The organism is Rheinheimera sp. (genome assembly GCF_965283995.1).
GTDB lineage: Bacteria > Pseudomonadota > Gammaproteobacteria > Enterobacterales > Alteromonadaceae > Pararheinheimera.
In genome coordinates, this window is record NZ_CBDIQG010000001.1 from 452618 (window position 1) to 466683 (window position 14066).

The following is a 14066-nucleotide window of genomic DNA, read 5'->3' on the forward strand; positions in this document are numbered from 1 at the left end:
GTCAGGCTGAAGTGATATGATGGCCGCCTTTCGCGGCCATTGTTTTTTCAGGAGAAGTCCTGTGTTTTGTCCTTTTTGCCGGGCGGACGATACCAAAGTCATCGATTCGCGTTTGGTTGCCGATGGTTATCAGGTCAGACGGCGGCGTGAATGTACTGCGTGCCACGAACGCTTTACTACTTTTGAAGCCGCTGAACTGGTGATGCCGCGCATCATCAAGCGCGATGGTTCGCGTGAACCCTATAATGAAGACAAACTGCGCAGCGGCTTACAACGCTCACTGGAAAAACGTCCGGTACCAACCGAAGATGTCGAGTCGCTGATCACGAAAGTTGAGTCACAGTTGCGTGCGACCGGCGAGCGCGAGGTGCAAAGTGAAATGATTGGTCATCTCATTATGGAACAACTGTTATTGCTGGATAAAGTCGCCTACGTCCGGTTTGCCTCTGTTTATCGTTCCTTTAAAGATATCCGTGAATTCGGCGAAGAAATTGCCCGGCTCGGAGACGATCGGTCATGAACATGGTTACAGACTTTTCGGCGACCGATCATCAATTTATGCAGCGAGCAATTGAGTTGGCTGCTCTGGGACGCTACACCACGCCACCCAACCCAAATGTGGGTTGCGTTGTTGTAAAAGACAACCAGGTTATTGGTGAAGGGTATCATCGCCAGGCTGGTGGTCCTCATGCTGAGGTTTTTGCCTTACGCCAGGCTGGCACCGCTGCTGCCGGCGCAACTGCCTACGTCACACTTGAGCCGTGCAGCCATTTTGGCCGTACACCCCCTTGTGCCGATGCATTAGTTGCGGCGGGGCTTAGTCGGGTGGTGGTGGCGATGCAGGACCCGAATCCGAGTGTGGCTGGGACCGGCGTTGAGAGGCTCAGAGCCGCTGGGATCCAGGTTGATGTTGGATTATTAGCATCGGATGCTGAAGCTCTCAATCCTGGGTTTTTGCACAAAATGCGCAGTCAACTGCCTTATGTCCGGTTGAAACTCGCCTGTAGTACTGATGGCAAAGTCGCGCTTTCCAATGGTCAAAGTCAATGGTTGACCGGTGCCGCAGCCCGGGAAGACGTGCAATTATTACGTGCGCAAAGCTGTGCCATATTATCTACGGCAGAAACGGTAAAAGCAGACAAAGCAGTACTGAACGTGCGCTCTGCAGCGGTCACTTGTTTAGAAAACGGCGCTCTGCGTCAGCCACTTCGGGTGATTCTGGACAGACGTTGCCGCCTGACTGGTGATGAGCCGTTGTTTCAGCAGGGCGGCGATATTCTGTTATGTCACGCCGGCCCTCAGGATGAATGGCCTGAGCTGGTAGTTGGTCCGCTGAATGTATCCCGTCAAGTGACGCGACTGCGGCTCGGGCTTGATGATGTGGGTCAGCTCGACCTGAAAGAATTGCTTACCCTGTTAGGGCGCCGGCAGGTCAATTTGCTTTGGGTTGAAGCGGGCAGCACGCTTGCCACTTCATTTTGGCAGCAACAATTGATTGATGAAATGGTGTTATATCAGGCGCCACTTTTGCTCGGAGCCGATGCCATGCCACTTCTTAAGTCCGGCGGACTGCGTCAACTGTCACAGGCGCCACGCTGGCAGTGGCAAGATGTACGGCAGGTTGGGGCGGACCTGCGCCTGACCGCTTTACTGAAAACAGGCACCACACCAGAGTTGTGAGGATTTACCATGTTTACCGGCATTATTGAAGCAACTGGCCATATTGCGGCGATTAAACGCAGCGGCCAGGATGCACAATTAACAATCCAAAGTGACACGCTGGATTTTTCTGACGTGAAATTAGGCGACAGTATCGCCAGTAATGGTGTCTGTCTGACAGTGACCTCGCTCGCCGCACACAGTTTCACCGCGGATGTCTCAGGCGAAACCTTGAGTCGTACCTTGTTTGGCAGTTACCAGACTGGTCAGCGTATTAATCTGGAAAAAGCTTTGTTACCGACCACCCGGTTAGGTGGTCATTTGGTCAGCGGTCACGTCGACGGCATTGCTATCGTTAGTAAAGTCGAAAAAACCGGACAGAGCTGGCAAATCTATTTGCAATCACCGGACGAACTCAGTCGCTATATTGCTGAAAAAGGCTCAGTCACTATTGATGGCATCAGCCTGACGGTCAATGAATTAACGACGAACGGGTTTCGTCTGACCATAGTGCCGCATACCGCCCGCGAAACCACCATCCAGGCATTGCAGGCCGGCAGTAAAGTGCATTTAGAAGTGGATTTACTGGCGCGATACATCGAACGATTATTGCAAGGGAAACAGGTTGTAGCGCCTGCATCTCATGTCACGATGAATTTATTACAACAAAGCGGTTTTCTCTGAGTATGGCCTTGATTGGTGATGCTGAACCCTGTACCCGAGGATTTGAGATGCAATTAAATACCCCAGCCGAGATTATTGACGATATCCGCAACGGCAAAATGGTCATTCTGATGGATGACGAGGACCGTGAGAACGAAGGTGATCTGGTGATGGCGGCAGAGTATGTTACTCCGGATGCTGTCAACTTCATGGCGACACATGGTCGTGGCCTGATTTGCCTGACATTGACACGTCAGCGTTGTAAGCAATTGGATTTGCAGTTAATGGTCGATAAAAATAAATCACCATTTTCTACTGCTTTTACCGTGTCAATTGAAGCGGCAGAAGGCGTCACGACCGGTATTTCAGCGGCGGACCGCGCGCGCACGGTTAAAGCTGCTGTTGCGCGTGATGCGAAACCTGCGGACATCGTGCAGCCAGGTCATATATTCCCGTTGATGGCACAAGATGGTGGCGTATTGGTTCGTGCCGGTCACACTGAAGCCGGATGCGATCTGGCCCGGTTAGCAGGGCTGGAACCGGCCGCGATGATTGTCGAAATCCTCAATGAAGACGGCACCATGTCGCGCCGGCCTGATTTAGAAAAATTCTCTGCCAAACATGGCATCAAAATCGGCACAATTGCCGATTTAATTGAATACCGGAACTTAAATGAAACCACCATTGAGCAGGTGGCCCGTTGTCATTTACCAACAGCTGCCGGTGATTTTGACCTGGTAACGTTCCGCGATACCATCGACAATCAATTGCATTTTGCCTTGGTGAAAGGTCAGATTGAAGCTGATAAACCGACGCTGGTGCGGGTCCATCTGCATGACACGTTCAGCGATCTGTTGTTATCAAACCGCGGCGCGAATCGTAGCTTTTCGCTGCAATGCGCCATGGAGCGGATCCAGAAAGAAGGCGGGGTGCTGGTGCTGTTAGGCAAGCAGGAATCCACCGAAGATTTAATCCAAACTGTTGAGTATTTCGCTGCGGAAGACCGTGGAGAGAAACTCAGAGCTCCGGCATGGAAAGGCACCAGCCGCAATGTCGGCGTCGGCTCACAGATTTTGGCCAGCCTGGGCGTGAAAAAAATGCGCTTACTCAGTCAACCAAAACGCTACCATGCGCTGTCCGGTTTTGGTTTGGAAGTCGTCGATTACGTTTCAGAATAAGCGAAACAAAAGCAGGATGGAAAAGGCCGGACTTGTGCTATCATATGCGGCCTTTTTCACAAAGTACTTCATAAAAGAGGATCTCCGATGCAGGTGATTGAAGCTGGCTTGTCCGCCAAAGGAAAAAAGTTTGCCATCGTTGTGGCGCGTTTTAACAGCTTTATCGTCGAAAGTCTGCTCGACGGTGCCGTAGATACTTTAAAGCGGGTTGGCAATGTCGACGACGCTGATATCACGGTCGTACGGATCCCAGGTGCTTTTGAGTTGCCTTTGGCGGTGCAAAAAGTTGCTGCCAGCAAACAATATGACGCCATCATTGCGCTGGGCGCAGTGATCCGTGGTGGTACACCACATTTTGAATATGTCGCCGGTGAATGCACCAAAGGTATTGCTCAGGTCATGATGCAATACGGTTTACCGGTTTCTTTTGGCGTGCTGACGGTGGAAAGTATCGAGCAGGCCATTGAACGAGCCGGTACCAAAATGGGCAATAAAGGTGGAGAAGCGGCGTCTTCTGCACTGGAAATGGTCAACGTTCTGGCTCAACTCTAGGATTTTTGCATGAAACCGAATGTACGTCGTCAGTCCCGTTCACTGGCTGTTCAAGGAATTTACAGCTGGCAGGTCAGCAAAAATCCGATTGGTGATATTGAGCAACAACTGTTGCTGGAACAAAACACCAAACATCTGGATGTCGGATTTTTTCAGGATTTATTGCGCGGCGTGGTAGTTAATCTGAACGTGCTTGATGATGCGCTGAAGCCATTTGTCGAACGTCCGTTTGAAGAAATCGATCTGGTAGAGAAAGCTATTTTGCGCGTTTCCGCTTATGAGCTGAAGTTCCGTCCTGATGTACCATATAAAGTGGTGATCAATGAAGCGATTGAACTGGCCAAAGCCTTCGCCGCCGACGACAGTCACAAGTTTGTCAACGGCATCCTCGATAAAGCAGTCAGGCTACTGCGACCAAACTGATGGAGAGCCGGCGAAAGTCGGCTTTTTTATGCACGAGTTTGAACTGATAGAACAATGTTTCGCCCGCTCAGGTTATCGCCGTAATGACGTCAGTATTGGCGTGGGTGATGATGGTGCCGTGATCCAGGTCCGCGATGGTTTTGATTTAGTTGTCACCACAGATACCATGGTGCAGGGTGTGCACTTTTTCCCCAATGTTGATCCACGGTCGCTCGGCCATAAACTGGTGGCAGTGAATGTCAGCGATTTGGCGGCAATGGGCGCAGAGCCATGTTGGTTATCCCTTGGTTTAACATTACCTGCAGTCGACAATGATTGGTTAAGAGCCTTTGCTGAAGGGCTCAGTGAAACGGCAGATTATTACAATTGCCAGCTAGTCGGCGGTGATACGACACGCGGCCCTCTGACACTGACTTTGTGTGCCAAAGGTATAGTGCCGCGTGGTAAGGCGTTAAGCCGGGCCGGTGCTAAAGTCGGTGATTATGTTTACGTCACAGGTACTTTGGGTGACGCAGCGCTGGGGCTGAAAGTTGAACAAGGTCAAAACGAGATCAGCAAAAAACATCGTGGTCATATTCTGCAGCGTTTTCACTATCCGACAGCTCGCGTCGCCATTGGCCAGGCGTTACGGACAATTGCCAGCAGTTGTATGGATATCTCGGATGGTTTGTGTGGCGATTTACCACATATCCTGAAACGTTCAGGTGTTGGTGCGATCATCGACGTCGCCAAAATCCCGATGTCACAGGCATTAAAGGATAGTTGCGACTGGCAACAGGCACTACAGTGTGCGTTATCCGGTGGCGAAGATTACGAATTACTGTTCACAGTACCGGAAGACAAGCGTGGTTCACTTGAAGTGCTGCTGTCACCTTACGGAGTACCGGTGACCTGTATTGGTCGTATCACGGGCGCTGCCGGCAAGCTGGAACTACGTCATCTGGATCAGCCTTTTGTTTATCACCATAGCGGATATCAGCATTTCTGATGAAAAAACAGCCATTTAATCTTAAAAGTTGGCAACATTGGCTGGCTATAGGCCTAGGTGCCGGTTTGTCACCCAAAGCGCCAGGCACTGTCGGTACTGCGTTTGCCATACCGTTAGTGTTTGGTCTGGCGCTGCTGCCGTTGGCCTGGTCGGCAGTCTTGATCATCGCGTTGATGGTTCTGGGCGTTTACGTCAGCGAACGTACCAGCCGCGATATCGGTGTCGAAGATCACGGTGGTATTGTTATTGACGAGGTAGTCGGTTTTGCTATCACGATGTGGGCGTTGCCATTGAGCTGGCCCTGGCTCTGTGCCGGTTTTGTCTTGTTTCGGTTTCTTGATATCGTAAAACCCTGGCCGGTACGGTTTTTTGACCAGCATGTCACCGGCGGGCTAGGGGTGATGGCAGATGACTTAGTCGCCGGATTGCTGGCGTGTTGCTTACTGCATGGTGTATCGTTAGTTCTGTAAGGTCCGTTCCACCGGTATACAGGTTGCTATGTCTCTGAAGCACTTCTGCTTTTTATTGAATTTCTCTTTGCTTGGGTTGTGGTCATGTCTGACATCCGCCCAGGCAATGCAATCTATCTACGACTACGACATCAAGCAATGGACCGCAGTTGACGGTCTGTCGAACAATTCCGTGCGTGCCGTCACCCAGGATCAGCAAGGCTATCTGTGGGTCGGTACTTTGGAAGGGTTGAACCGCTTTGATGGCACTCATTTTGAAAGTTTCAGCAGTAACAATACCCGTCGTCAGCTGATTGGTAACGTGATCACCCGGTTATATACCGACAGTCAGGGTTACATCTGGGTCGGTACTATGACCGGCCTGTCAGGCCTGAACAGCCGCACGCTGAAATTCGATCGGTATAACGTGCTGGGCGAAGTGACCGCCATTGCTGAAGTCGGCGAGCGCGAAATATGGGTTGCTGCAGACAATCTGTTTCGGATCCGGGACGGGCAGGTCAGTCGTGTCGAAGAGATCAAAGAGTCAGTGAGTCAGATTGCAGTCACTCCTGAACACGTCTGGGTCAGTAGTAGCCGCTATCTATATAAGCTGGCTCGCAACGGTCAGCTCGACAAAATCAGTTTACCTGCCGATTTGGCGCAACATCCGGTCTACGACTTGTTATGGCAAAACGGCGTCATGTATCTGGCCAGTGAGCAAGGTTATTATCTGGTCGACTCACAAGGGCAGGTGCAACCAGCCAACCTACCGATGGATCGTGGAGTTCCGGTTTATCAGTTACATAGTGACAGCCAGGGCGGCGACTGGGTATCCAGTTATGACAAACTGTTTTACCGCCATCAACAGCAACAATGGCAAGTGATCAGCAGGGACGAGCTTGGCAGTGCCACTCAGTTTAATGACATCTTTGAAGATCGACAGCAAAACGTCTGGTTGGGCAGTTTTGGCGACGGTTTGTATCGGGTCAGCCGCGGCAAAATCAAGCGGGTCATTGGCCAGGCACAGCGTGATGTGATGGTGCGTAGTGTCGTACGTACCGCCGACGATGCTTTGTTGATTGCATCCAGTCAGCGGCTGGGGCTGCTCGATAAAACACAGCACTATACCGAGATCCAACTGTCCGGTGATACGCCGCTCAATGTGGTGCAAGACCTTGAACCGGATGGCGCCACTTGGTTACTGGCGACCGATAATGGTCCCAAGCGACTGACGTTGGAAGATGGGAAGCTGACTCCACTAACAGACGCATTACGCGGCATCAAAACGAAAACGATCAAAAAACGTCAGGCCGGTGGCTTTTGGCTCGGTACCAATGATGGTTTGTTCCAATGGCAACAAGAACTGATACCTTTTGCACTGAATCACGAGTTTGAATCCAGTGTGATTACCTTTGTCCAGGACAACCCGGAAAAGCTGCTGGTCGGTACTACGCGTGGTGCTTATCAGTATCAGCAGGAAAAACTGTTGCGGGTTGGTTTGGGGACACCGCTTTACAATGCTTTTGTTACGACGATGCTGCAATTACCGCAAGGCCCCCTGGTGGTAGGTACCGTTGATGACGGCTTGTTTGTCCGGTTGTTTGATGGGAAGTGGCTGCAGTTTGATACATCAAACGGCTTGCCATTTGAACCTGTGGTCAGCCTGTTTCACGATGCCGCCAGTGATTATGTCTGGGTTAGCACCCTCAAAGGAATTTTTCGTTTTCAACCACATTTACTCGGCGATTCGCCACCGGGTCAGAATCTGTTTGAAGAAGTCTTGACACCATATGAACGTCAGCTGGGAACCGCGCCTGGCCGGTGTTGCAATGGCTCTGGTGCCAGCAAGGTAGTGTTTTGGCAAGATCAGCTTTGGTATCCAACGCTCAAAGGGTTGGTGGCGGTGCCGGTGAAATTAAAAGCCAGCAGTAGCCAGACCTATCAGCCACTCGTACAGCAAATACAAGCGCAGAAACTCTATAGCCTGTTGCCGGAGCAGAATCGGTTGGTATTGGAAACTGACGAACGCAATGTGTCGCTGCGCTATACCGCGATAGATTTTCTAAAACCGATGGCGCTGGAGTTCCGTTATCAATTGGTTGGGTTTGACGAGGATTGGCATCAGGTCGGCAGCCGGCGCGAAGCGATTTATACCAACTTACCAGCGGGTCGTTATCTGTTCCGCCTGCAGGCCAGAAACCTGAACCAGAGTTGGGATTTAGCCGGCCAGACCCAGCTGGAACTGGTGATACCGCGCCGGTTTGATGAAACCGTGCTGTATCGGGGTTTATGGTTACTGTTGGGATTATTTCTGTTATATGGTTTATTTTGGTTGGCGCGGCGGAACGTGCAATTGCGTGAAGCTGAGCTGACCAAGCTGGTGAAACTGCGTACTCAGGAACTTGAAACCTCGAATATTCGCCTGAATGAGCTGAATGAGCAGTTATCGCAACTAACACATAAAGACGCTTTAACAGGCCTGCGTAATCGGCGGTTTTTGTTCGAACAACTACCAAAGGACATTGAGCATTACCAACGAAACCGGGAATCGATGTTGGCGCAGAATAAGTGTATTGCGCTGATGCAGCTGGATTTAGATAACTTTAAAGTAATCAACGATAAATTCGGTAACAGTGCCGGCGACAGTATTTTGCAACAGGTCAGTGGATTGTTGATCCGGGAAACCCGCGGATCTGACTATGTTGTGCGCTATGCCGGTGAAGAATTTATGCTGGTCATGCGGGATATTCCACTGGATATGGTGCGTGAATTTGCCTGCCGGCTGAATGAACTGATTAGTAGTGAAGCCTTTGTATTGCCTGACGGCAGGACTGTGTCGGTGCAATGTTCAGTCGGCTATGCGATTTACCCGCTGGAGTTACTCGGCGGGCAGCTCATCGGTTGGGAAATTTCATTGCAACTGGCGGAATTGGCGCTGTATCACGTGAAGCATAACGGCCGTAATGGTGTCGCCAGTATTCAGTTTGACCGACAGGTTGATGCTTTTGAGTTTGAAGATTCCGACCATATCGAAGCGCAGATTGAGAAACTACTGGCTGATGGTGTGGCCTGGTTTGAACTGAACAGCGGTCGCCAACAAGACAGTATTATTAACTGAATCCGCGGAGCTTCAGCAGTAAAAAAGCCCGGTTAATTGCGCCGGGCTTTGTTTTTTTATTCCGGAATTAAAGCGCGAAGTGCCGTCGGATCGACTGTTCTATACCGGCACTGTCAAGACCGAGTTCTGCATAAAGCTGCTCCTGACTGCCATGACGGATGAACTGATCCGGCAGCCCCAGATTTAGCAGCTGTACCGGTAGCTGTAACGCTGCAACGGCTTCGTTGACACCGGAACCGGCACCACCGGCAATCGCATTGTCTTCCAGCGTAACAAATTGACTGTGTGAGGCACTCAGTTGTTGCAGCAGTGCCAAATCCAGTGGTTTGACAAACCGCATATCCACCAGTGTTGCACCGAGCTTATCAGCCACACTGGTTGCAGCGTGCAGCAGGGTGCCGAATGCCAGAATGGCAATATCTTTACCCTGTGTGATGATACGGCCTTTCCCCAGCGCCAATTCAGTCATCGTTTGCTCAGGGACAATGCCGGTCGCAGCTCCGCGCGGATAACGCACAGCTGCCGGGCCTTTGTGCTGATAGGCGGTGTACAACATTTGCCGGCATTCATTTTCATCGGATGGTGCCATGATCAGCATATTAGGCACACAGCGCAGGTAACTTAAATCAAAGGCGCCCTGATGAGTTGCACCGTCGGCGCCGACAAGACCTGCGCGGTCGATAGCAAAAGTTACATCGAGATTTTGCAGGGCAACGTCATGAATTAACTGGTCATACCCGCGCTGCAGAAAGCTGGAATAAATTGCGACGACTGGTTTTAACCCCTCGATAGCGAGCCCCGCAGCCAGCGTCACCGCGTGTTGTTCAGCGATGGCGACGTCGTAATAGCGTTCCGGATATGTCTTGGAAAACTGTACCAGATCTGAGCCTTCCCGCATTGCGGGTGTGATGGCGTGCAGTTGTGGGTCTTGCGCGGCCATATCACATAACCAGCTACCGAAAATGTTAGAAAAACTTGGGCTGGCGGCTTTTTTCGGCTGCATTTGACTGGCTGGGTCAAACTTGCTGACCGCATGCCAGCCAATTGGATCCTTTTCGGCTGGTGCGTAGCCTTTACCTTTTTTCGTCACAATATGCAGCAATTGCGGGCCTTTGAGCTGGCGCATATTGCGGATAGTGTCGACCAGATTCAGCACATCATGGCCATCGATAGGGCCAATGTAATTAAAGCCGAGCTCTTCAAAAAAAGTACCCGGCGTGACCATGCCTTTAAAATGCTCCTCGGCGCGGCTGGCTAATTCATGTAGCGGTGGAACGCCACTTAAAATCTTTTTACCGCCTTCCCGCAGGCTGGTATAAAAGTTACCCGACAAGATCCTGGCAAAGTAGCGGTTTAACGCACCGACATTCTCAGAGATCGACATTTCGTTGTCATTTAAAATCACCAGCATATCCGGACGCACTTCGCCGGCGTGATTCAATGCTTCAAATGCCATCCCCGCTGTAATAGCGCCATCACCAATGACTGCAACGACTTTGCGGTTCTTTTGCTCGGCACGGGCAGCAATCGCCATACCCAATGCGGCGCTGATTGACGTCGACGAGTGGCCAACGGTCAGCGTGTCATATTCGCTTTCTTCCCGACATGGAAACGGGTGCAAACCGTTCAGTTGGCGGATAGTTGGCATCCGTTCGCGCCGGCCGGTCAGGATTTTATGTGGATAGGCTTGGTGACCAACATCCCAAATCACCCGATCAAAAGGCGTATTGTAGACATAGTGCAGGGCAACGGTCAGTTCAATAGCGCCAAGGCCAGAAGCGAAATGGCCACTGCTTTGACTAACGCAATGCAGCAAATAGTCGCGCAGTTCGTGACTCAAACGTGGCAGCTGGTCCTGCGGGATCTGCCGCAGTTCAGCCGGCAAATTGGCTTTAGCCAGCAGAGGATAGTTCGAAATGTCAGGCGCCATCAATGTAACCTTGCTCAGAATTTGCGGGCAATCACATAGCTGGCCAATGCAGCCAGTTCAGTGGTGTCATAAGGTAAGGTGTGCAGAGCCTGGTGTGCCTGCGCGACCAATTCTTCGGCTTTTTTTCGCGCCGGTTCCAGCCCCATCAAAGCCGGATACGTCACTTTGTTGGCTTCCAGATCAGAGCCTTGTGGTTTGCCAAGCGTGGCCGTATCGCCTTCGATGTCCAGAATATCATCCTGCACCTGAAACGCCAGCCCGATCGCTGATGCATAACTTTGCAGGGCTTTTAAATGCTGGGGCTGTTGGTCTTTACTGCATAACCAGCCGAACTTCACTGCACATTGAATTAATGCACCGGTCTTTAGCTGATGCATATGTTCCAGCGCCAACAGTGTCATGGTTTTATTGGTATGCGCCAGGTCAATCGCCTGACCGCCACACATCCCATGATAACCAGACTGTCGCGCTAATTCACGCAGCAGCTGTAGTTGGCTGGCTGCATCGACATGTTGATACGGGTGGTGGGCCAGAATATCAAACGCCAATGTCTGTAGTGCATCACCCGCCAGTATAGCGGTAGCTTCATCAAACGCTTTGTGACAGGTTGGCTTGCCGCGGCGCAGGTCATCGTCGTCCATCGCCGGTAAATCATCGTGGATCAGCGAGTAAGTGTGCAAACACTCGATGGCTGCTGCCGGGCCGTCCAGATCCGTCAGCTCGGCACCGAGCATCCGGCCTACGCTATAAACCAGAAATGGCCGCAATCGCTTACCGCCCAATAACAGGCTATATTGCATCGCATCCAGTAGCCGTGGATCAGTAACGGTCAAATTGGCCAACAACGCTGACATCTGCTGACCAACACGTTGCTGGTCAGCGGCAAGGTTTTGCAACATCAGTTCAGACTCCGGAGTCAGTCTGGAACGGCACCAAAGCTTCGCCCTGTGCCTGTTGTAATAACAGCTGAACTTTTTGCTCTGCCGTCTGTAACTGTTGTTGACTCAGGCGGGACAAGGTAATGCCGCGCTCGAAGCGGGCCAATGCCTGCTCAAGTGTCAGTTCACCTTGTTCTAATTGCTGGACGATTTCACTCAGTTCGCGCACATTGTCTTCGAACTGAGCAGTTTCTGCCTGCTTTTTGCTCATAGCGGTCCCCACCTTGATTTGTGCGCAAAGTTACCTCAGCCACCTGAACTGGTCAATCAGAAAGGCCACTCTGGATGCTATTTTTGCCGGCTGACAGAAAAAAATTTAACATTGTCACTGGCTTGGTCGATAGATAGCGGTAAGCTAGCATGAGTACATCAGTTTGTTCTGTTTCAGCAGGAGATAAGAAGTGGATTTAGCAACCGACATAGGTTTACTGGCGACAACAGGAATGATGATTTGGGCGATGTATTTAAGCGCCTCCGGCAACCTGATGATGTATTACGATTTTATCTCCATCGTCATCGTGTTTGGTGGAAGTATCACGGTTGTAATGATGAAGTTCACCATGGGACAACTGGCATCCTGTTTTTCCGCAGCCGGTAAAGCCTTTATGTTTAAATCTCAGTCGCCGGAAGAATTGATCGAAAGATCGGTTCAACTTGCTGATACCGCCCGTAAAGGCGGCTTTTTGGCGTTAGAAGAAGCTGAAATCACCAATCCTTTTATGCAAAAAGGCATCAACATGCTGGTGGACGGCCATGACGCGGATGTGGTCCGTAATACCCTTGAAAAAGATATTGAACAGACTTACGCCCGACACGAGGTGTATGTCGGTGTCTGGAAGCAATTGGGTGACCTGGGCCCAGCAATGGGCATGATCGGCACGCTGGTGGGTTTGGTCGCGATGCTGGCAAATATGTCTGATCCAAAATCGATTGGCCCGGCGATGGCCGTTGCTTTGTTAACTACTTTGTATGGTGCGTTGCAGGCTAACTGTTTATGTATGCCAATTGCGGACAAAATGATTGTTCGTAACAACGAGGAAAAAACCAATAATCAGCTGATTCTGGATGCCATTATGGGGATTCAGGATGGTCAGAACCCGAAAGTCATTGAAGGCGTGCTTCGCAATTATATCAAAGAGAAAAAACGCGCCGTTAAAACAGATGAGGCCTGAGACAGATTATGGCTGAATGTCCGAAGTGCCCACCCCCAGGTTTACCCGCGTACATGGGAACCTTTGCCGACTTGATGTCACTACTAATGTGCTTTTTCGTTTTGCTGTTGTCGTTCTCCGAAATGGACGTGCAGAAATTCAAGCAAATTGCCGGTTCGATGGCTTTTGCTTTTGGTGTGCAGAATAAAATTGAAGTAAAAGATATTCCCAAAGGCACCAGCGTGATTGCAATGGAGTTTCGACCAGGCCGGCCTGAGCCGACGCCTATTGATACTATTCAACAACAAACCATTGATATGACGTTGCAAACCATCGAATTTCAGGCGGGCCAGGAAGATTCATCCGGTGGTGTGCAAGAACAACGCGGCGAACAGACTGGTGGCGCATCAGACAATACCGATGCCCAGTCATCGGCTGCCAGTGAAAACAGTGCTCAGGACCAGCAACAAACTAATGAGTTGGCAAAAAAAGTTGCTGAGATGATGCATGAACAGATCCAGGATGGTGCTATCGAACTGGAGTCTTTAGGTCAACAAATCATTATCCGCATCAAAGAAAACGGTTCATTTCCGTCTGGCTCTACCTTCCTGCAGCCACGATTTAAACCAATTATTCAGCAGATTGGCGCTATATTGCGCGATATTCCAGGCGAAGTGACAGTATCTGGTCATACCGATAACGATCAAGTATCGGATGAACTGAATAGTAATAACTGGGAGTTATCGTCGAAGCGGGCAGTATCTGTCGCTGTTGAACTGCTGAATGGCACCGGGATGGATAAAAACCGTTTGGTCGTGGTCGGACACGCTGATACGAGGCCATTGGTCGACAACGACACTGAGCAAAACCGCAAACGCAATCGTCGGGTAGAGATTTCGATTCTGCAAGGGAAGGCGAAAGAATCGGATCCGATCCAGTTAAAACAACCACCGGCACAGCCAACACCGGTCAAACAGCCATAAATTCGGCTGTCGCACTTCAGACAAGGGCGCTGTA

At 50.7% G+C, this 14066-nt stretch carries 14 protein-coding genes; 11 read left to right on the top strand and 3 right to left on the bottom strand.

Annotated elements, in window-relative coordinates:
- Positions 1-61 precede the first annotated feature (61 nt).
- The 9 genes from nrdR to ACQ66Q_RS02145 all read left to right on the top strand — a co-directional run bounded on the left by nrdR (position 62) and on the right by ACQ66Q_RS02145 (position 9030).
- Positions 62-520: a transcriptional regulator NrdR gene (nrdR, locus tag ACQ66Q_RS02105; protein ID WP_430455275.1), complete on the top strand. Its 459-nt coding sequence runs from the start codon at positions 62-64 to the stop codon at positions 518-520.
- Entirely contained in the window at positions 517-1680 is a 1164-nt protein-coding gene (gene ribD, locus ACQ66Q_RS02110) for a bifunctional diaminohydroxyphosphoribosylaminopyrimidine deaminase/5-amino-6-(5-phosphoribosylamino)uracil reductase RibD (RefSeq protein WP_430455276.1), read from the top strand. Before nrdR ends, ribD begins: the two co-directional genes overlap by 4 nt.
- Positions 1681-1689: 9 nt before the next feature.
- Positions 1690-2343 carry a riboflavin synthase gene (locus ACQ66Q_RS02115; RefSeq protein ID WP_430455277.1) on the top strand — a complete coding sequence of 218 codons (654 nt, stop codon included), beginning with the start codon at positions 1690-1692 and terminating at the stop codon, positions 2341-2343.
- Positions 2344-2390: 47 nt separating this feature from the next.
- A complete protein-coding gene (gene ribBA / locus ACQ66Q_RS02120) occupies positions 2391-3500 on the top strand; it encodes a bifunctional 3,4-dihydroxy-2-butanone-4-phosphate synthase/GTP cyclohydrolase II (RefSeq protein WP_430455278.1) in 1110 nt (369 codons plus the stop codon).
- 87 nt (positions 3501-3587) lie between these two features.
- Positions 3588-4052, top strand: coding sequence for a 6,7-dimethyl-8-ribityllumazine synthase (ribH, locus tag ACQ66Q_RS02125; protein WP_031565517.1), 465 nt, complete (start codon positions 3588-3590; stop codon positions 4050-4052).
- 9 nt (positions 4053-4061) lie between these two features.
- Positions 4062-4475: a transcription antitermination factor NusB gene (nusB, locus tag ACQ66Q_RS02130; RefSeq protein ID WP_031565515.1), complete on the top strand. Its 414-nt coding sequence runs from the start codon at positions 4062-4064 to the stop codon at positions 4473-4475.
- A gap of 28 nt (positions 4476-4503) precedes the next feature.
- On the top strand, positions 4504-5463 hold the full coding sequence (gene thiL / locus ACQ66Q_RS02135; RefSeq protein ID WP_430455279.1) for a thiamine-phosphate kinase: 960 nt from the start codon (positions 4504-4506) through the stop codon (positions 5461-5463).
- The gene (locus ACQ66Q_RS02140) at positions 5463-5933 is read left to right on the top strand and encodes a phosphatidylglycerophosphatase A family protein (RefSeq protein WP_430455280.1); all 471 of its coding nucleotides are present in this window, start codon (positions 5463-5465) and stop codon (positions 5931-5933) included. The genes thiL and ACQ66Q_RS02140 overlap by 1 nt, the downstream gene beginning before the upstream one ends.
- 28 nt (positions 5934-5961) lie before the next feature.
- Positions 5962-9030, top strand: a complete 3069-nt coding sequence (locus tag ACQ66Q_RS02145; protein WP_430455281.1) for a diguanylate cyclase — start codon at positions 5962-5964, stop codon at positions 9028-9030.
- Positions 9031-9097: 67 nt separating this feature from the next.
- Here the strand turns inward: ACQ66Q_RS02145 and dxs are convergent, their stop codons facing one another.
- From dxs to ACQ66Q_RS02160, 3 genes are read right to left on the bottom strand one after another with little or no spacing between them, the layout of a single operon-like run.
- Entirely contained in the window at positions 9098-10960 is a 1863-nt protein-coding gene (dxs, locus tag ACQ66Q_RS02150; RefSeq protein WP_430455282.1) for a 1-deoxy-D-xylulose-5-phosphate synthase, read from the bottom strand.
- 14 nt (positions 10961-10974) lie between these two features.
- Positions 10975-11859 carry a (2E,6E)-farnesyl diphosphate synthase gene (ispA, locus tag ACQ66Q_RS02155; protein ID WP_430455283.1) on the bottom strand — a complete coding sequence of 295 codons (885 nt, stop codon included), beginning with the start codon at positions 11857-11859 and terminating at the stop codon, positions 10975-10977.
- Positions 11860-11863: 4 nt separating this feature from the next.
- Positions 11864-12109, bottom strand: a complete 246-nt coding sequence (locus ACQ66Q_RS02160; RefSeq protein WP_430455284.1) for an exodeoxyribonuclease VII small subunit — start codon at positions 12107-12109, stop codon at positions 11864-11866.
- Between the two features lie 190 nt (positions 12110-12299).
- Between ACQ66Q_RS02160 and pomA the strand changes: the two genes are divergently transcribed.
- Positions 12300-13070, top strand: coding sequence for a flagellar motor protein PomA (gene pomA, locus ACQ66Q_RS02165; RefSeq protein WP_430455285.1), 771 nt, complete (start codon positions 12300-12302; stop codon positions 13068-13070).
- An 8-nt stretch (positions 13071-13078) separates the two neighbouring features.
- On the top strand, positions 13079-14032 hold the full coding sequence (locus tag ACQ66Q_RS02170; protein ID WP_377242043.1) for a flagellar motor protein MotB: 954 nt from the start codon (positions 13079-13081) through the stop codon (positions 14030-14032).
- Positions 14033-14066: the final 34 nt, after the last annotated feature.